The sequence below is a fragment of the Azospirillum aestuarii genome (assembly GCF_016632405.1).
Classification (GTDB): domain Bacteria; phylum Pseudomonadota; class Alphaproteobacteria; order Azospirillales; family Azospirillaceae; genus Azospirillum; species Azospirillum aestuarii.
The window spans coordinates 377,427-393,524 of sequence record NZ_JAEPIV010000002.1 but is presented as its reverse complement, the minus strand read 5'-3'; the positions used below and the strand labels follow the sequence as shown (position 1 = coordinate 393,524).

The following is a 16,098-nucleotide window of genomic DNA, read 5'->3' as shown; positions in this document are numbered from 1 at the left end:
CTTCACGACCCACACCGGGCCGCCCAGCTCGCGGGCGACGGTCTCGGCTTCCTGCGGGGTGTAGGCGACGCCGCCGCGGGGCACCGCGACGCCGTACTTCTTCAGCAGGCCTTTGGCCTGATACTCATGGATGTTCATCGGGCGTCCATCTGTTTTTATGGTCGGCTGACAGAGTGTGGTCGGCTGACGATGGGCGAAGATCGGGCAGGCGTTTCCTGCTGGCGGACGCGCCAGGGCGCAAGTCTTCGGGGGGACGAGTCCTTCAGGAAGCCTTACGCCGGCTGGCGCGAACAACCGCGATCACTGTACCACCCGGAGCGGACGGTTCAACCGTCCACCCCGGGCGATGAGGCCGCAGGTCGCCGCGCAGGCAAAAAATCAGGCCGCCTTAGGAGGCGGCCTTCTCAGCCTGCTGCTTCTTGACCACTTCGACGAGCTGCTTCACAGCGCTGACCGAGTGATCGAACATCTTCTTCTCTTCCTCGGAGAGATCGATCTCGATGATCTTCTCGACGCCACCGGCGCCGATGATCGTCGGGACGCCGACGTAGAGGTCGTTCTGGCCGTACTGGCCGGTCAGGTAGGCGGCGACCGGAACGACGCGCTTCTGGTCCTTCAGGTAGGACTCGGCCATCTGGATGGCGGACGCGGCCGGGGCGTAGAAGGCCGAGCCGGTCTTCAGGAGCTTGACGATCTCCGCGCCGCCGTCACGGGTGCGCTGCACGATGGCGTCCAGCTTCTCCTGCGTGGTCCAGCCCATCTTGACCAGATCCGGCAGCGGGATGCCGGCGACGGTCGAGTAGCGGACGAGCGGGACCATGGTGTCGCCGTGGCCGCCCAGCACGAAGGCGGTGACGTCCTCGACCGACACCTTGAACTCGTCGGCCAGGAAGTAGCGGAAGCGGGCCGAGTCGAGCACGCCGGCCATGCCGACGACGCGCTCCGGCGGGAGGCCGGAGGCCTGCTGGAGCACCCACACCATCACGTCCAGCGGGTTCGTGATGACGATGACGAAGGCGTTCGGGGCGTGCTTCTTGATGGCCTCGCCGACGGTCTGGCAGACGCCGGTGTTGATGCCAATCAGGTCGTCGCGGCTCATGCCCGGCTTGCGCGGCACGCCGGCGGTGACGATCACGACGTCGGCGCCTTCGATGACCGAGTAGTCGTTGCCGCCGCTGAGCTTGGCGTTGAAGCCTTCGACCGGCGAGGTCTCAGCCAGGTCGAGGGCCTTGCCCTCCGGCATGCCTTCCGCGATGTCGAACAGGACGACGTCGCCGAGTTCCTTCTGGGCAGCGAGCAGAGCCAGCGTGCCGCCAATCTGGCCGGCGCCGACGAGCGCAATCTTCTTGCGAGCCATGGAGCGTTTCCCTAAGCGTGAGCGTCCCCCATTCAGCGGAGGACAGAACCGATTGAGTGTAGCGTCCTAGGGGTCCAGCGCCCTGAGATTTCGAGGGCGGTTCCTAGCGCGATTCCGGCCCGAGAGCAAGCGTGACCGCAAGCACGGGGCGCGGAACTGTGCAATCGATTACGGCGAATGGCCGCAACGGCAAACAGGAATTTGGTGTTGCGGGTGCGGCGCACTATTCTTTGGATAGGTTTTGAAGGCCGTTCGGGATTGGGGGGAAGAACCATGATTCGCTTTGCACCGGCATTTTGCCTGACCGTGACGCTGGCCCTGGGAAGCGGCGGCGCGGCCTTGGGACAAACCGTCGCAGACTATGAGGCCGCTCTGGCCAAGGCGCCGCTGGCCAGCGCGCCGCTGGGCGAGGCGGCGGCCGGCACCCCGTCGGATGCGCCGTCGGCCACGGATGTGCTCTATTGCCGGCCTGTGTCGAACTATGTGTACACCTCCGTACCGCCGGGGGAGCGCAGCGGCATCGTGGTGCCTCTCGTGGCCTTCGACGGGCCTGCCGACCCGGCGACCCTGCGCAAGCGCGACCTGTGCGAGACGGTGCGCCGGATGGCGGTGATCCAGTTCGATTCCGGGTCTGGCGAGGAGATCGTCACCCCGCCGCAGCTGATCGACACCGATCCGTCGCGCCCGCTGTATCAGAACGATCCGACGCTGGCTCCCGACACGCGGCGCGCGCCGGCCCGGCGGCCGCTGGAGATCCAGTAACGGAAATTTCGGGAACAGCGCTCTACGGCGTCAGGAACGGACGCCGTAGAGCGCGAGGTGGCGGGTCATGTCCGCCGCGGGCAGCGGATAGTCGGTGCCCTGGCGGGCGTTCAGCACGGCGCGCGGCGGGATGCCGGCGGCGCGGATCTGCACCCTCATGGCGCAGCGCATCGAATAGCCCGCCCGCCAGACCAGGGCGGTGACCGCGCGGGGGTCGCCGGAACGCAGGATGTCGTCCACGATCCCCGGATGGACGGCGGCGCGCAGGGCCAGGGCGGCGCGGACGAAGTCCGTTTCCTCCCAGGACAGGGCGTCGCCCAGCGCCGTCTCGTCCAAGGCGCCCTGGCGGTGCAGGCGGACGGCGCGGCGCCCCGGCGACTCGGCGGGGTCACGCCCTTCGACCCAGGCGACGCGGCGGCGGGTCACGGCGGCGACCTCCGCCGCGGTGGCGGCGTCCAGATCGGTGCGGCGGCGCAGCAGGTCGGCAACCGAGTCGTCGACGGACTCCGCCAGCCGCAGGGCCAGCCGTTGCGACAGGGCGGGGCGGCTGGCCAGCTTGGCCTGCCAGTCCGGATGGCCGGCGGACCGCTCCACCAGATCCTCCAGCCGGTCTTCAGGGATGACCGCGCCGTCGTTGTCCAGCAGGACGCCCGTGGCCTCCGCGTCGCCCGTGTCGACGATGGCGCAGGACAGCGGCGCGCTGACCGCTTGCCGCCGCGCGATGGCCGACAGCGCCCAGCCCGCGGGATGGGCGGCGATGATCTCCAGCAGGTCCTCGTCGGTCAGGGTGGCGCAGCAATGCAGGATCGGCTCCGCCACCGAGCGTTCCACGTCACGCGCCAGCGTGCGCGCCACGGCGGGCGGGGCGCAGGCGACGTCCTTCAGAGCCCCGGCCAGCGCCGTCCGCACATGGGCGGCATGATCGCGGGCCAGCCGCTCCAGCGTGCGCAGGGCGGTGGCGGTGGCCTTGTCCTGGCGGTCCGGAGGCAGATCGGGAAGCAGCCGGCACAGCTTGCGCGCCAGATGCGCGCGAACCCCGGCATCGCCCATCCCGGCCAGCCGCGATTCGACCAGCGCCGTGCCGACGCGGCGGCGCGCCGGTTGGGGCGCAGGAGGAGCGGGGGGAGAATCGTCGAACAGATAGCCGAGCAGGTCCGGGTCCACCCCGTCGTCCACGGAGGGGTCCGCCCGCGGCGCCGAGCGGGCCGCGCCGGGACGGTCGTCCCCGTGATCGGAGGGTGGGGCCTGACGTGGCTGCATCCGGATATCCAACGGTGGGCCGGTTAACGGGCCGCTAATGGGGCCGAACTTGTCACCGGCGTCCGCTGTGCGCAACCACACCCTGCGCCGCCAGTCCTGCCATCGGTTGACGCCGTCAAAGCGTCGGAAGGCACAGGTTGAAAAGAAAAAGGGCCGCAACCCCGATGGGGCGCGGCCTTGAAGAGTTTAGGGAGGAAACGCACTGCAAAAGCAGTAACGGGGCGGATCATAGGCTCTGACCTTGGCGGATGGTAATACCAAGTTGGTATTGGTGCGGTGCGGTGTACGCATGGCGATGTGGGAATAAAATGTTGTTTGCCCAGCGGGAGGGCAGGATTTCGACCGTTTGCACACATTCGAGCCGCACAGGCGGATGATGGAATTGCAAACGATTGGAGTTGGAATATTGTTTGCGACCGGAACGATGGCGGGCGAAGTCTGGCCGAACGCTGGGCGACATCCATCCGGACACGCCCGTGGGCACCACCTCCCTTGGGGGTGGTTTGCGTGTCGGGCGAATTGTTTGTGAGGCTTGCCGGTCCGCTGGGGAAAACCCTCCCCCGCAGCGGGCTGGCGGCGCGGGGGAGGGGTAAAAAGGATGGGGCCGGCGTTCAGGCGGCCAGCTTCTCGCGAATCAGGGCCTTCGTTTCATCCAGGCCGTAAAGCTGGATGAAGGAGCCCATGCGCGGGCCGGTGGTCTGGCCGAGCAGCACCTCGTAAAGCGCCTGGAACCAGGCGCGTAGCTCGGTGAAGCCATGCTCCTTGCCGACCGCGAAGACCTCGTTCTGGATGACGTCGCCCGCCGCGTCGGCGGGGATGGTGTCCAGACGCTTCAGCAGGTCCTCCAGTGCGGCGCGCTCGGCGTCGGTGGGGGCGCGGAAGCGTTTCGTCGGCTTCACCTGATCCTGGTAGTAGCGGACGGCGTAGCCGACCAGCTTGTCCAGGAAGGGGCTGTTCTCCGGCGTCGCCTCGGGCGCGTAGCGGCTGATGAAGCCCCACATCACGTCCTTGGTCTCGGCGTTCGCCGCCCCGGCGAGGTTCAGCAGCAGGTTGAAGGACACGTCCGACCGCACCGCCGGCGCCGTGCCGTTGTGGATGTGCCAAGCCGGGTTCTCCAGCGCCTTGGCCGGCTCCTCCACCGGCAGCTTGGCGACGAAGGCCAGATACTCGTCCACCGCCCGCGGGATCACGTCGAAATACAGGCGCTTGGCCGACTTCGGCTTCTGGAACATGTAAAGGGCGAGGCTCTCCGGCGGGGCGTAGGCCAGCCACTCCTCCATGGTCAGGCCGTTGCCCTTGGACTTGGAGATCTTCTGGCCCTTGTCGTCCAGGAACAGCTCGTAATTGAAGCCCTGCGGCGGGGTGCCGCCGAGGATGTTGACGATCTTCCCGGCCAGCTCGGCCGACGGGATCAGGTCCTTGCCGTACATCTCGTAATCGACGCCCAGCGCGTACCAGCGCATGCCCCAGTCGGGCTTCCACTGGAGCTTCACATGGCCGCCGGTGACGGGGACTTCGACCTTCCTGCCGTCCTCGTCCTGGAAGACGATGGTGCCGGCGTCCACGTCGCGCTCCAGCACCGGGACCTGCAGCACGCGCCCCGTGGAGGGGGAGACGGGCAGGAACGGGCTGTAGGTCTGCTGGCGCTCCTCGCCCAGCGTCGGCAGCATGACGGCCATGATCTCGTCATAGCGCCGCAGCACGCCGAGCAGCGCCTCGTCGAAGCGGCCCGACTTGTACCAGTCGGTGGAGGACTGGAACTCGTACTCGAAGCCGAAGCTGTCGAGGAAGGCGCGCAGGCGTGCGTTGTTGTGCGCGCCGAAGCTGTCGTGCGTGCCGAACGGGTCGGGGACCTGGGTCAGCGGCTTGCCCAGGTTGGCGGCCACCAGTTCCTTGTTCGGGATGTTGTCCGGGACCTTGCGCAGCCCGTCCATGTCGTCGGAGAAGCAGAAGAGCTTCGTCGGGATGTCGCTCATCCGCTGGAAGGCCTGACGGACCATGGTGGTGCGCGCCACCTCGCCGAAGGTGCCGATGTGCGGCAGGCCCGACGGACCGTAGCCGGTCTCGAACAGGACGTAGCCTTTGGCCGGCGGCTCTTTCGCGAAGCGCGCGACCAGTTTGCGCGCCTCCTCGAACGGCCACGCCTTCGCCTGCAACGCCAATTCCCGCTCGCCGGTCATGGTAGAGCCCCTTCAAAACTCGACGGATATGTAGAAAGGCAGCGACCCTAGGGCGGTCCGCGCCGTCCGTCAACGGGCGCCGCTTGTCCGTTTCACGGTTCGGGCGCATGTCTGGATGTGGATCACCCGTCGAGGACCCGTATGAGCTGGCTGTTTCTGTCCGTCGCCATCGCTTTCGAGATCGTGGGCACCGTCGCCATGAAGATGTCCGACGGCATGACCCGCCTGTGGCCGAGCTTGGCGGTGGTGGCCTGCTATCTGGTGGCCTTTGCCATGCTGGCCCAGGCGCTGCGCGAGATCGAGGTGGGCGTGGCCTACGCCATCTGGTCGGCGGTCGGCACGGCGGCCATCGCGGCGATCGGCGTGTGGGTGTTCGGGGAGTCGCTCAGCTTCCTGAAGCTGGCGGGGATTCTGCTGATCGTGGCGGGGGTGGTCAGCCTCCGGATGTCGGGGGGCGGGGCGTAGATCCTCATGCCCGGATATCGAGCGACGGACCAGGGCCGGCCGCGACCGCCGGCACGCCATCGCGGAACAGGGGCATGTCCTTCAGATCCTTGACGTAGCCGCCGGTGGCGACGGCCTCGGGCGATTTGTCCTTGAGGCGGTCCATGGCGCCCTTGATCATGGTGACCACCGGGTTCTCGCTGTCGAGATCGTCCGGTTCCCGGCCGCTGCTCCGCATTGACTGCTCGTAGCCGAACTGGGTGGCGGCGCGTTGAACCGCCCAGTTGGCCGATGCCTTCTCCTCGTCGCTGACGCCCTCCAGGAAGGCGACGCCGGCCCGGAAGCGGGCGGCGTGATCGTTGCCCGTCGGGTCCGCGGCCATCATGGCCTGCCCCTGCTGCTGCGACATGATGGATTGAGCGGTGTCCTGCTCGTCCTTGGAAAAGCTGCCGTCGCTGTTGCTGGCGATGGCGAAGAGGGCGCGGCGGTCGAGCCCGCCATAGACGGTGTCCCAACTTTCCTGGGTGGCGTGCATGTAGTCCATCGGCTTGCCGTTCGCGGCCAGCTCCGCGTATTTGGCGTCGATGGCCGCCCGCGCGTCCTTGGCGACGGTCGCGAAATCCTTCTTGCCCGCGGTCTGGGTCGCCGTCTGGGTCACCAGGGACGCCTGGGCCGTCTCCGACAGCGTGACGACCGCGGCCGCATCGCGCGCGCCGTTGGAGGAGCCGCCGGCCGTGTCCTTTGTCCCCGCCGCGCCCTTGGAAGCGGAGGGTGTCGTGGCGGACAGGGGGGCCGGCTGCCGGGCCGTACCCACCGATGGCTCCGTGACGTTCATCTGACGGCTCTCCCGTTGCCGAGGCTTGCCAATGATTGGAGAGTATTGGCGCGCCGACCCTCTTCGAAACCATGGATAGCAATCGCGTCAGTTTACCACAGGATGTATTGATGGTCGATCTGGAAGTTCGCAGGTTGAGTAGCGATGGTCAGGCGGCTAGCGCGCGCAATCGGCCAGCCCGTCCCGTTCCACCACCGCCATGCGCCGTTCGATGACGCCGGCCCGCCGCGCCACATAGGCGCCGGGCGGGTTCGGGGACCAGTTGCGGGGGTTGGGCAGGACGACGGCCAGCAGGGCGGCCTCGCGGCGGGTCAGGGCCGCCGCCGGCTTCTTGAAATGGTGGCGGGCGGCGGCCTCGGCGCCGTAGACGCCGTCATCCCACTCCACGCTGTTCAGATAGACCTCCAGGATGCGGCTCTTGGGCCACAGCGTCTCGATCAGCAGGGTGAACCACGCCTCCACCCCCTTGCGGGTCCAGCTGCGGTCCGGCCAGAGGAAGGCGTTCTTGGCGGTCTGCTGGCTGATCGTGCTGCCGCCGCGCAGGCGCCGGCCCTCCTCGTTGTCCTCGAAGGCGCCTTCGATGGCCGCCCAGTCGAAGCCGCCATGGCCGCAGAACAGCGTGTCCTCCGACGCGATGACCGCGCGGGCGAGGTGGGGGGAGATTTGCGACATGGGCACCCAGTCGTGCGCCAGCCCGGAGCCTCCGGCGGCGCGGATCAGCATCAGCGGCGTGGCCGGCACCGGCACCACGCGGTAGAGCGCCGCCCAGCCGACGCTGAAGGCTACCAGGGCGACGGCCAGGGCCATCAGAAGTCTCAGCAGACGCCGGACCGTAAACCGCATGCGCTCGACCTCTCCTCTGCGACGCTCAAGGACGGGGGAGCACTTTCGAGGGGGCGGGCCGATCGGTCAACACGGGTTTGCTCGCATTGCGGCGGCGGGGGCCACTATACTGCGCGCCATGGATCTGACCTCGGCGCCCTCCCTCCCGTCCTTCAGCCTCGATGACGCGCCGGCCCTGGTCGCCGGCGCGCGGCGCGTGGTTCTGCTGACCGGCGACGGCGAGGTCGAGGAGGTGCCGCCCCCCGCCGCGGCCAAGCGGGCGCGCCGCCAGCCGCCGCTGGTCTGCCACGCGCGGGCGATGGCGCGGCGGCTGGGGACGGAGCCCTTCGCCGCCTTCGACCTGCTGGAGCTGTTCGCCTTCGTCCTGCCCGCCCGCTTCTGCGTGCCGACCCCGCGCGGTCTGGCCGAGGCGCTGGACCTGCCGATCCCCGACGGGCTGGAGGACGACGCGCTGGCCCTGCACCGGGCGGTGCGCAAGCTGCTGGGGTTGCTCGGTACGCCGGGGCGGGAGGAGGCGTCCGACCCCGTGGCCTTCGCCTGGGAGATGGGGCGCGCCGGCTGGCTGTGGGGGCCCGCCGTTCTGGCCGCCCTGGGCAAGCCGGACGGGCCGGAGAAGGGGGCCGGCCGCGCCGGCCTGCGCGTCTGGACCCGCATCAAGGAGTGGCAGGACGGCCCGCCCGAACCGCCGCCCGCCCACCACCCGGTGGAGCCGGACGAGGCGCGCCGCCGGCTGTCGGTGATGCTGGCGGCCAGCGTGCCCGGCAAGGTGGCCGAGCCGCGCCCGCAGCAGGCCGACTATGCCAGCGCGGTGTCCGCCGCCTTCGCCCCGCGCCCCGCGCCCGACACGCCGAACGTCGTGCTGGCGGAGGCCGGAACGGGCGTCGGCAAGACGCTGGGCTATCTGGCGCCGGCCACCGTGTGGGCGGAGAAGAACGGCGGCACGGTGTGGATCTCCACCTACACCCGCAACCTCCAGCACCAGATCGACGCGGAGCTGGACCGCCTCTATCCCGAACCGGCGACCAAGGCGCGCAAGGTCGTGCTGCGCAAGGGGCGGGAAAACTACCTGTGCCTGCTGAATCTGGAGGAAGCGGTTCGCGGCATGCCGATGCAGCCGCACCACGCCATCGGGGTGGGGCTGATGGCGCGCTGGGCGGCGGCGACGCGCGACGGCGACCTGACCGGCGGCGACTTTCCCGGCTGGCTGGTGGACATCGCCGGGCGCGGGCGGACGCTGGGCCTCGCCGACCGGCGGGGCGAGTGCATCTATTCCGCCTGCGACCATTACGCCCGCTGCTACATCGAGAAGAGCGTGCGCCGCGCCCGCAAGGCCGACGTGGTGATCGCCAACCACGCGCTGGTCATGGTGCAGGCCGCCCTTGGGGGAGGTGAGGAGCCGACGCTGCCCACCCGCTACGTCTTCGACGAGGGACACCATGTCTTCGACGCGGCGGACAGCGCCTTCGCCGGGCATCTGACCGGGCGGGAGACGCAGGAGTTGCGGCGCTGGTTGCTGGGCGCCGAGGAGACGGGGCGCAGCCGCGCCCGTGGGCTGAAGCGCCGCATCGAGGATCTGGTCGCCAGCGATGAGCGGGCGCAGGAACTGATGGACGCGGTGATGCTGGGCGCCCGCGTCCTGCCGGCGGAGGGCTGGGCGGCGCGGCTGTCCGCCGACAACCCGCAGGGGCCGACCGAGGCCTTCCTGCTCGCCGCGCGGCGGCAGGTCTATTCGCGGACGGCGGGACAGGGCGGCCCCTACAGCCTGGAGGCCGACAAGGCCTATCCGGTGGACGGGCTGCTCGACGCCGCGGAGGCGCTGGAGGCGGCGCTGGTCCGGCTGGCGGAACCGCTGGCCGGACTGGCGAAGCGGCTGGCCGCAAGGCTGGAGGCCGAGACGGCGGAGCTGGACAGCGACCAGCGGCGGCGCATCGACGCCATGGCGCGCAGCCTGACCCGGCGCGGCGTGCTGACGGTCGAGGCGTGGCGGGCCATGCTGAAGACGCTGCCGGTGGAGACGCCGGCGCAGTTCGTGGACTGGTTCGCGGTGGAGCGGATCGACGGGCGTGACGTGGACGTCGGGCTCTACCGCCACTGGATCGACCCGACCGTTCCCTTCGCCGAGGCGCTGGCCGGGCCGGCGCACGGCATGGTGGTCACCTCCGCCACACTGACCGACGGCACCGGCGACGTCGCCATGGACTGGCAGGCGGCGGAGGACCGCTGCGGCGCCAGCCACCTGCCGAAGCCGGCGCTGCGCGCCCAGGTGCCGTCGCCCTTCGACTACCCCAACCGCACGCGGGTGATGGTGGTCACCGACGTGCGCAAGGACGATCTGGGGCAGGTGGCGTCCGCCTACCGCACGCTGTTCCAGGCGGCGGGCGGCGGGGGCTTGGGGCTGTTCACCGCGATCAGCCGGCTGCGCGCCGTCTACGACCGCATCGTGGAGCCGCTGGACGCCACCGGCATCCCGCTCTACGCCCAGCATGTCGACCCGCTGGACGTGGCGACCCTGATCGACATCTTCCGGGGGGAGGAGCACGCCTGCCTGCTCGGCACCGACGCGGTGCGCGACGGGGTGGACGTGCCGGGCCGCTCGCTGCGGCTCATCGTCTTCGACCGGGTGCCCTGGCCGCGCCCGGACATCCTGCACCGCGCCCGCCGCGACGCCTTCGGGCGGCGGCGCTACGAGGACATGATCGCGCGGTTGCGGCTGAAGCAGGCCTTCGGCCGGCTGGTGCGGCGGGCCGACGACACCGGGGTGTTCGTCCTGCTCGACCCGATGATGCCCAGCCGCCTGTTCGGCGCCTTCCCCGAGGGTGTGGAGGTCCGCCGCGTCGGCATCAAGGAGGCGGTGGAAGCGACGGCGGAGTTCCTGCGAGGCTGGTGAGGGCCTATCCGGCCGTGCCGATGCGGGCGAGATCGAAGGGCGTCGTCTGGTAGATACGGTTGATCCAATTGGCGAACAGCAGATGGGCGTGGCTCCGCCAGCGGTTTTCGGGCGGGCGGCTGGGGTCGTCGTCGGGGAAATAGCCCTGGGGAACCGGCGTGGCCGCGTCCTTGGCGACGTCCCGGACATACTCGTTGCGCAGCGTGTCGGTGTCGTACTCAACGTGGTTGAACATGTGGAGCGACCGGTGGACGGCGTCTTCCAGCAGGCAGGGGCCGGTTTCCGGGGAATCCAGCAGCACGCGCAGGCCGCTTTCGGGGGGGATGTCCTCCTCGCGCACCTCGGTCCAGCGCGAGACCGGGATGGGCACGCCGTCGGACAGGCCGCAGAGGTAGGGCGAGGCGGGGGCGCGGTTGCGGTGGCGGAACACGCCGGACGCCTTGCGCGGCAGGAGATGCTTCGGCACGCCGTGGAAATGATGAACGGCGGCCTGCGCCGCCCAGCAGATGTTCAGACAGGAGTGGACGTGGCTCTGCGTCCAGTCGAAGACCGAACACAGTTCGTCCCAATAGGACACCTCCTCGAAGGGCATCGTCTCGACCGGGGCGCCGGTGACGATGAAGCCGTCGAATTTCTCGCGGCGCGCATCCTCCCACGACCGGTAGAAGGCGCTCATGTGATCCGCCGCGGTGTTGCGCGGCACATGGTTGGTGATCCGGATCAGCGACAGCTCGACCTGGAGCGGCGTGCTGCCGAGCAGGCGCGCGATCTGCGTCTCGGTCCGGATCTTGTCGGGCATCAGGTTGAGCAGGCCGAAGCGCAGGGGCCGGATGTCCTGCCGGATGGCGTCGGCCTCCCGCATGACCATGACGCCCTCGGCCTGCAGGGCGGTGAAGGCGGGAAGATCGTTGGGTATCTTGATGGGCATGACTCGTCCGGCTCCGCTGTCGGTGCATCGGTCGGAACAGACGTCATGGCGAACCCCGTTTGTTTGCCGGTCCGGCCACATCCCCCTTCGGGACGCCACCTTGCTCGGGAAAGCAGGTTGGCGTTGAGCGTCCGCTCAACTCTTGATGCGCGGTGCACATTATACGGGCAGCGGCGGCTTGGCAACAGGAGTGGGGCTGCCGGTGGGCGGCCCCGCTCCGCCCACCGGCCCCGATCACACGATCCTCAGGCCGCTTGGCCTCAGGCCGCCTTGATGGCGACGAGGAAGTTCTCCACCTCGCTCTTCAGGCGCATCGCCCCCTGATTCAGGTCGCCGGAGGCCGACATCACCTGGGTCGCGGCGCTGCCGGTCTCGGTCGCGGCCTGCGACACGCGGCCGATGTTGCTCGTCACTTCCTGGGTGCTCTGCGCCGCCTGCTGGACGTTGCGGCTGATCTCCTGGGTGGCCGCACCCTGCTCTTCGATGGCGGCGGCGATGGAGGAGGAGATGTCGTTGATCGACGAGATGGTCGCCCCGATCCCGCGGATGGCGCCGACCGCCCCGCCGGTGGCCGCCTGGATGGCGCCGATCTGGGCGGCGATCTCCTCCGTCGCCTTGGAGGTCTGGTTGGCAAGGCTCTTGACCTCGCTCGCCACCACGGCGAAGCCCTTGCCGGCCTCGCCCGCGCGGGCCGCCTCGATGGTGGCGTTGAGCGCCAGCAGGTTGGTCTGCGCGGCGATGTTCTGGATCAGATCCACCACGTCGCCGATGCGCTGGGCCGCTTCCGACAACCCCTGCACGGTGGCGTTGGTGCGGTCGGCCTCGTCCACCGCCTTGCCGGCGATGCCGGCCGACTGCGACACCTGCTGGGAGATTTCGGTGATGGAGGCGGCCATCTCCTCCGACGCGGCGGCGACGGTCTGCACATTGGCGGAGGTCAGCTCGGCCGCCGACGCCGCGCTGCCGGCCTCGGCCCGCGTGTGCTCGGCGATGTCGGTCATGCTGCGGGCGGTGGTGTCGAGCTGCGACGCCGCGGCGCCCACGGTCTGCAGGACGCTGTGCACCGCGCCGTCGAAGCTGCGGATCAGCGAATCGACCCGCTCGGTGCGGCGGCGCTTGTTCTCCTCCTCGGCGGCCTGGGCGGCGGTCAGGCGCTCCGCCTCGATCAGGCCGTCCTTGAAGACCTGCACCGCGCGGGCCATGGCGCCGATCTCGTCCTGCCGGTTGCCGCCTTCCACAGCGACGCCGAGGTCGCGCTTGGCCAGACGATCCATGATGGATGTCAGGGTGACGATGGGCCGGGCGACCGACTTCGTCATGGCGATGCCGGCGAACAGGCAGAGGACCGCCACGAACGCGATGGCGCCCAGAATCCAGCTCTGCGCCCCGACATAGGTGGCCCGGCCGGCGTCCGCCGCCTTCGTGGCGTTTGCGACGTTGGACGCCGTCAATTCGTTGATGAGCGCGGAGCACTCGTCGAACGCCTTGCGTGACTCCTCCCGATAGATGCCGGTGGCCTTCTCGTTCTCGTTGGCTCGGGACGGGGGAAGCAATTTGCCCTGGCTGATTTTCAGATAGCCGTCCCAGGCCGCTTCCCAGCGCTTGAAGGTCTGGGTTTCCCAACCGGGAGCCAGCAGCGGTTCATACTTCCGCCGGGCCTCGGCCACGCGGTTCAGAACCGTGGTCATCTCCTTTTCGACCTCGGCTATTTCCGCCGGGTAGAGCGCCAGGATGTGGGACGCCTCCAGGATGCGGTAGTCGTTCGCCGCACCATCGATCTCCCCGATGGCGGTGACGCTGGGCAGCCAGTTGGAGCGTATTTCCTCCGCAGCATGGTTGACGGTGCTCAGCCGGTCGACGGCGAACAGCCCCAGGGCAATCGACATCAACAGGACCGCGACGGTGGCGGCGACCACCTTGGTCCGGATGGTCATGGAACTCAGCATGGACATGGCACGTGTCTCTTCCCCGGAAGCGAAATCATGGCGATCGATTGTATTGAGTCTGAACGAAAGGATTTGGCAGACCAGACGCCCATGCGCCGGGCGTTGGACTTACCGGGATCAAATGATGGAACAACAAATATTAAGAAAGACGCAAGGGCGGCGCGGGGCGGTCCGCCTTGCGCTTTCCCAGGTGGAATCTTTCTTTTAATAAAGATGAACGGCTGGAGAGGCGAGCGCGGCCGGAAGACCGCAGGCCAAGGGTCAAAGGGGCGGCGCGTAGGTGGCCAGCAGGAACGACAGGGTGACCACGCTGGCGATGGTGGACATCAGGATCGCGGCGGAGGTGCGCTCCACATAGATGCGGTACTGGCTGGCCACCACGAAGGTCAGCGCGCCGGTGGGCAGGCCGGCGAGGATGATGGCCGACCCGGCCCAGAAGGGGTCGAGCGGGAACAGGGTCTGGATGAGGAACCAGGCCAGCGCCGGCTGCACCACCAGTTTCAGGGCGCTGATCCAGCCGACCTCCAGCAGGTTGGCCTTCATGCTCTGGGTCGCCAGGAACAGGCCGATGGCGAACAGGGCGCAGGGACCGGCGGAGGCGCCCATCAGATCGCAGTAGATGGCGATCGGGCGCGGCACCGGCACGCCGGACAGGAAGACCGACCAGGCGAGCCCCAGGGCCGTGGAGATGATCAGCGGGTTCTTGACCAGCGCCCGGCCGACGTCGCGCAGCGCCTTGCCGATCCCGCCGCCCTGGCTGTTGGCGAACTCCAGCCAGATCACCGCGATGCCGACCATGATCGCGCTCATGATGACGGTGGCGAGGATGGCCGGGGCCAGACGGTCCGGGCCGAAGGCCGCCAGGAACAGCGGGATGCCCATGTAGCCGGTGTTGGAGAAGCAGGCGTTCAGCCCCTGCATGCACTGGATCTGCGTCCGTTCCCGGTGGATCAGCCAGCCGAGCAGGGCGCCCAGCGCGTAGACCGCCAGCATCGAGCCGAGGAAGGCGCCGATGAAGGGGCCGTTGAAGATCTCCGGCAGGGAGCGCTTCGCGGTGCCGAGGAACAGCACCGGCGGCAGGGCCATCCAGTAGACGAACTTGTTCAGCGCCTCCGACGAGGCGGGACCGAGCAGCTTCGCCTTACCGGAAAGGACGCCCGCCAGGATGATGGCGAAGACCGGGAGCGCCACGTTGAAGACCACCGACATGGGGCCCGACCTTAAGGGGCAACCCGTCCCCTGTCGAGGGACCCACCCGTCCGCCGCGGGCATAGCTCCCTTGACGGCGCTCCCTCCCTTGACGGCGCGCGGGGGGCGGGCAAGATTGGGCGGGGCCCTTTTTCCGCAGGAGTTTCGATGATCAACCATCACAGCGCGCTCATCTACGTCATGGTGCTGGTGTCGGCGTGCGACGGCGACATGACGGACGCGGAGCTTGAGGCCATCGGCGAGAACGTCCGCTACCTGCCGATCTTCAAGGATTTCGACATCGACCGGCTGACCGACGTGACCCGCGAATGCTCCGGCCTGCTGGCCGACGCCGACGGGCTGGAGACGACGCTCCAGATCGTCAAGGAGGCCATTCCGTCCAGGCTGTCGGAGACCGCCTACGCGCTCGCCTGCGACATCGCCGCGGCGGACCCGTCGGCCTCGCAGGAGGAACTGCGGATGCTGGAGCTGATCCGGCACAAGCTGGGCGTGGACCGGCTGTGCGCCGCCGCCATCGAACGCGGCGCGCGGGCGCGCCACACCCGCCTGTGACGGACCGGGACATGACCGGACAGACAGGTCTGGCGGGGCAGACGGTCGGCGTCATCGGGCTGGGCCTGATGGGCCGGCCCATGGCCCGCAATCTGGCGAAGGCCGGTGCTGCCCTGGTGATCAGCAGCCGCAGCCCCGGCCCGGTCGAGGAACTGGCCGGCGAGGGCATGAGCCCCGCCGCCAACCCCGCCGAGGTCGCCGTCCGCGCCGACGCCATCGTGCTGATGCTGTCGGACACCGTGGCGGTGGAGGCGGTAGCGGCGTCCCTGATGGACGCGCTGCGGCCCGGCCATCTCGTCATCGACATGGGCACCACGGCGGTCGGGGCGACCCGCAAGCTGGCCGAGGCCGCCCGCGCCAAGGGCGCGGAGTGGGTCGACGCTCCGGTGTCCGGCGGCACGGTGGCGGCGGAGGCCGGCACCCTGACCATCATGGCCGGCGGCACGGAGGAGGCCTTTGCCCGCGCCCTGCCGCTGTTCCAGGCGATGGGCCAGCGGATCACCCATGTCGGTGACAGTGGGGCCGGGCAGGTCGCCAAGATGGCGAATCAGGTGATCGTCGCGCTGAGCATCGGCGCGGTGGCCGAGGCGTTGGCCCTGGCGAAGGCGGCGGGGGTGGAGCCGGGCAAGGTCCGCGACGCCATCCGCGGCGGCTTCGCCGAGTCGCGCATCCTGGAGCTGCATGGCCAGCGCATGGTGTCCGGCGACTTCACGCCGGGCGGCCGCGTGGTCACCCAGATCAAGGACCTGAAACAGGCGGAGGAGCTGGCGGAGCAGTCCGGCATCCAGCTTCCCGCGCTGGGCCTCAGCCTGGAGCTGTTCGAGCTGCTGGCCGAGCAGGGCGACGGCGGGCTGGACCACTCCGCGCTGTACCGGCTGTTCGTCAAGTAAGCCCT

14 protein-coding genes and 1 riboswitch are annotated in these 16,098 nt (G+C 69.2%); of the genes, 5 read left to right on the top strand and 9 right to left on the bottom strand.

Annotated elements, in window-relative coordinates:
- Window positions 1-138: ATP-grasp domain-containing protein (locus tag JJL56_RS32945; protein WP_345772558.1), on the bottom strand; the 138-nt coding region annotated here is incomplete at its 3' end.
- 250 nt (window positions 139-388) lie between these two features.
- Window positions 389-1,357 carry a malate dehydrogenase gene (gene mdh, locus JJL56_RS06510; protein ID WP_145622828.1) on the bottom strand — a complete coding sequence of 323 codons (969 nt, stop codon included), beginning with the start codon at window positions 1,355-1,357 and terminating at the stop codon, window positions 389-391.
- Between the two features lie 273 nt (window positions 1,358-1,630).
- On the opposite strand from mdh, the gene JJL56_RS06505 reads away from it, so the two are divergent.
- The gene (locus JJL56_RS06505; RefSeq protein WP_145622827.1) at window positions 1,631-2,119 is read left to right on the top strand and encodes a hypothetical protein; all 489 of its coding nucleotides are present in this window, start codon (window positions 1,631-1,633) and stop codon (window positions 2,117-2,119) included.
- Between the two features lie 30 nt (window positions 2,120-2,149).
- Here JJL56_RS06505 and JJL56_RS06500 read toward each other — a convergent pair whose 3' ends face one another.
- Together JJL56_RS06500 and JJL56_RS06495 are read right to left on the bottom strand one after the other, a co-directional pair.
- On the bottom strand, window positions 2,150-3,379 hold the full coding sequence (locus tag JJL56_RS06500) for a DUF2336 domain-containing protein (RefSeq protein ID WP_200484635.1): 1,230 nt from the start codon (window positions 3,377-3,379) through the stop codon (window positions 2,150-2,152).
- Between the two features lie 611 nt (window positions 3,380-3,990).
- Window positions 3,991-5,559 (bottom strand): lysine--tRNA ligase, encoded by a 1,569-nt coding sequence (locus JJL56_RS06495; protein ID WP_145622825.1) that lies wholly within the window; start codon window positions 5,557-5,559, stop codon window positions 3,991-3,993.
- A 141-nt stretch (window positions 5,560-5,700) separates the two neighbouring features.
- On the opposite strand from JJL56_RS06495, the gene JJL56_RS06490 reads away from it, so the two are divergent.
- Entirely contained in the window at window positions 5,701-6,024 is a 324-nt protein-coding gene (locus JJL56_RS06490; protein WP_145622824.1) for a DMT family transporter, read from the top strand.
- 4 nt (window positions 6,025-6,028) lie between these two features.
- On the opposite strand, the gene JJL56_RS06485 is transcribed toward JJL56_RS06490, so the two are convergent.
- On the bottom strand, window positions 6,029-6,838 hold the full coding sequence (locus JJL56_RS06485; RefSeq protein ID WP_200484633.1) for a hypothetical protein: 810 nt from the start codon (window positions 6,836-6,838) through the stop codon (window positions 6,029-6,031).
- 156 nt (window positions 6,839-6,994) lie between these two features.
- Window positions 6,995-7,681 carry a monofunctional biosynthetic peptidoglycan transglycosylase gene (gene mtgA, locus JJL56_RS06480; RefSeq protein ID WP_200484631.1) on the bottom strand — a complete coding sequence of 229 codons (687 nt, stop codon included), beginning with the start codon at window positions 7,679-7,681 and terminating at the stop codon, window positions 6,995-6,997.
- Between the two features lie 118 nt (window positions 7,682-7,799).
- Between mtgA and JJL56_RS06475 the strand changes: the two genes are divergently transcribed.
- On the top strand, window positions 7,800-10,568 hold the full coding sequence (locus JJL56_RS06475) for an ATP-dependent DNA helicase (protein ID WP_145622822.1): 2,769 nt from the start codon (window positions 7,800-7,802) through the stop codon (window positions 10,566-10,568).
- Between the two features lie 4 nt (window positions 10,569-10,572).
- Here JJL56_RS06475 and JJL56_RS06470 read toward each other — a convergent pair whose 3' ends face one another.
- The 3 genes from JJL56_RS06470 to JJL56_RS06460 all read right to left on the bottom strand — a co-directional run bounded on the left by JJL56_RS06470 (window position 10,573) and on the right by JJL56_RS06460 (window position 14,651).
- A complete protein-coding gene (locus JJL56_RS06470; protein WP_145622821.1) occupies window positions 10,573-11,496 on the bottom strand; it encodes a homoserine O-succinyltransferase in 924 nt (307 codons plus the stop codon).
- Between the two features lie 49 nt (window positions 11,497-11,545).
- Window positions 11,546-11,650: riboswitch (SAM-I-IV-variant riboswitch) on the bottom strand.
- A gap of 106 nt (window positions 11,651-11,756) precedes the next feature.
- Window positions 11,757-13,448 (bottom strand): methyl-accepting chemotaxis protein, encoded by a 1,692-nt coding sequence (locus JJL56_RS06465; RefSeq protein ID WP_145622820.1) that lies wholly within the window; start codon window positions 13,446-13,448, stop codon window positions 11,757-11,759.
- Window positions 13,449-13,703: 255 nt separating this feature from the next.
- Window positions 13,704-14,651: an AEC family transporter gene (locus tag JJL56_RS06460; protein ID WP_145622819.1), complete on the bottom strand. Its 948-nt coding sequence runs from the start codon at window positions 14,649-14,651 to the stop codon at window positions 13,704-13,706.
- 147 nt (window positions 14,652-14,798) lie between these two features.
- On the opposite strand from JJL56_RS06460, the gene JJL56_RS06455 reads away from it, so the two are divergent.
- Together JJL56_RS06455 and JJL56_RS06450 are read left to right on the top strand one after the other, a co-directional pair.
- Complete coding sequence (locus tag JJL56_RS06455; protein ID WP_145622818.1) at window positions 14,799-15,203, top strand: tellurite resistance TerB family protein; 405 nt, start codon at window positions 14,799-14,801, stop codon at window positions 15,201-15,203.
- An 11-nt stretch (window positions 15,204-15,214) separates the two neighbouring features.
- Entirely contained in the window at window positions 15,215-16,093 is an 879-nt protein-coding gene (locus JJL56_RS06450; RefSeq protein ID WP_200484629.1) for an NAD(P)-dependent oxidoreductase, read from the top strand.
- The last annotated feature ends 5 nt before the right edge of the window (window positions 16,094-16,098 follow it).

Bases quoted from the DNA above. Each gene is read 5' to 3' on its own strand.
- JJL56_RS06470 (WP_145622821.1), bottom strand. From the start codon at position 11,496: ATGCCCATCAAGATACCCAACGATCTTCCCGCCTTCACCGCCCTGCAG.
- JJL56_RS06490 (WP_145622824.1), top strand. From the start codon at position 5,701: ATGAGCTGGCTGTTTCTGTCCGTCGCCATCGCTTTCGAGATCGTGGGC.
- mtgA (WP_200484631.1), bottom strand. From the start codon at position 7,681: ATGCGGTTTACGGTCCGGCGTCTGCTGAGACTTCTGATGGCCCTGGCC.
- JJL56_RS06465 (WP_145622820.1), bottom strand. From the start codon at position 13,448: ATGTCCATGCTGAGTTCCATGACCATCCGGACCAAGGTGGTCGCCGCC.
- JJL56_RS06495 (WP_145622825.1), bottom strand. From the start codon at position 5,559: ATGACCGGCGAGCGGGAATTGGCGTTGCAGGCGAAGGCGTGGCCGTTC.
- JJL56_RS06455 (WP_145622818.1), top strand. From the start codon at position 14,799: ATGATCAACCATCACAGCGCGCTCATCTACGTCATGGTGCTGGTGTCG.
- JJL56_RS06460 (WP_145622819.1), bottom strand. From the start codon at position 14,651: ATGTCGGTGGTCTTCAACGTGGCGCTCCCGGTCTTCGCCATCATCCTG.
- JJL56_RS06500 (WP_200484635.1), bottom strand. From the start codon at position 3,379: ATGCAGCCACGTCAGGCCCCACCCTCCGATCACGGGGACGACCGTCCC.
- mdh (WP_145622828.1), bottom strand. From the start codon at position 1,357: ATGGCTCGCAAGAAGATTGCGCTCGTCGGCGCCGGCCAGATTGGCGGC.
- JJL56_RS06450 (WP_200484629.1), top strand. From the start codon at position 15,215: ATGACCGGACAGACAGGTCTGGCGGGGCAGACGGTCGGCGTCATCGGG.
- JJL56_RS06475 (WP_145622822.1), top strand. From the start codon at position 7,800: ATGGATCTGACCTCGGCGCCCTCCCTCCCGTCCTTCAGCCTCGATGAC.
- JJL56_RS06505 (WP_145622827.1), top strand. From the start codon at position 1,631: ATGATTCGCTTTGCACCGGCATTTTGCCTGACCGTGACGCTGGCCCTG.
- JJL56_RS06485 (WP_200484633.1), bottom strand. From the start codon at position 6,838: ATGAACGTCACGGAGCCATCGGTGGGTACGGCCCGGCAGCCGGCCCCC.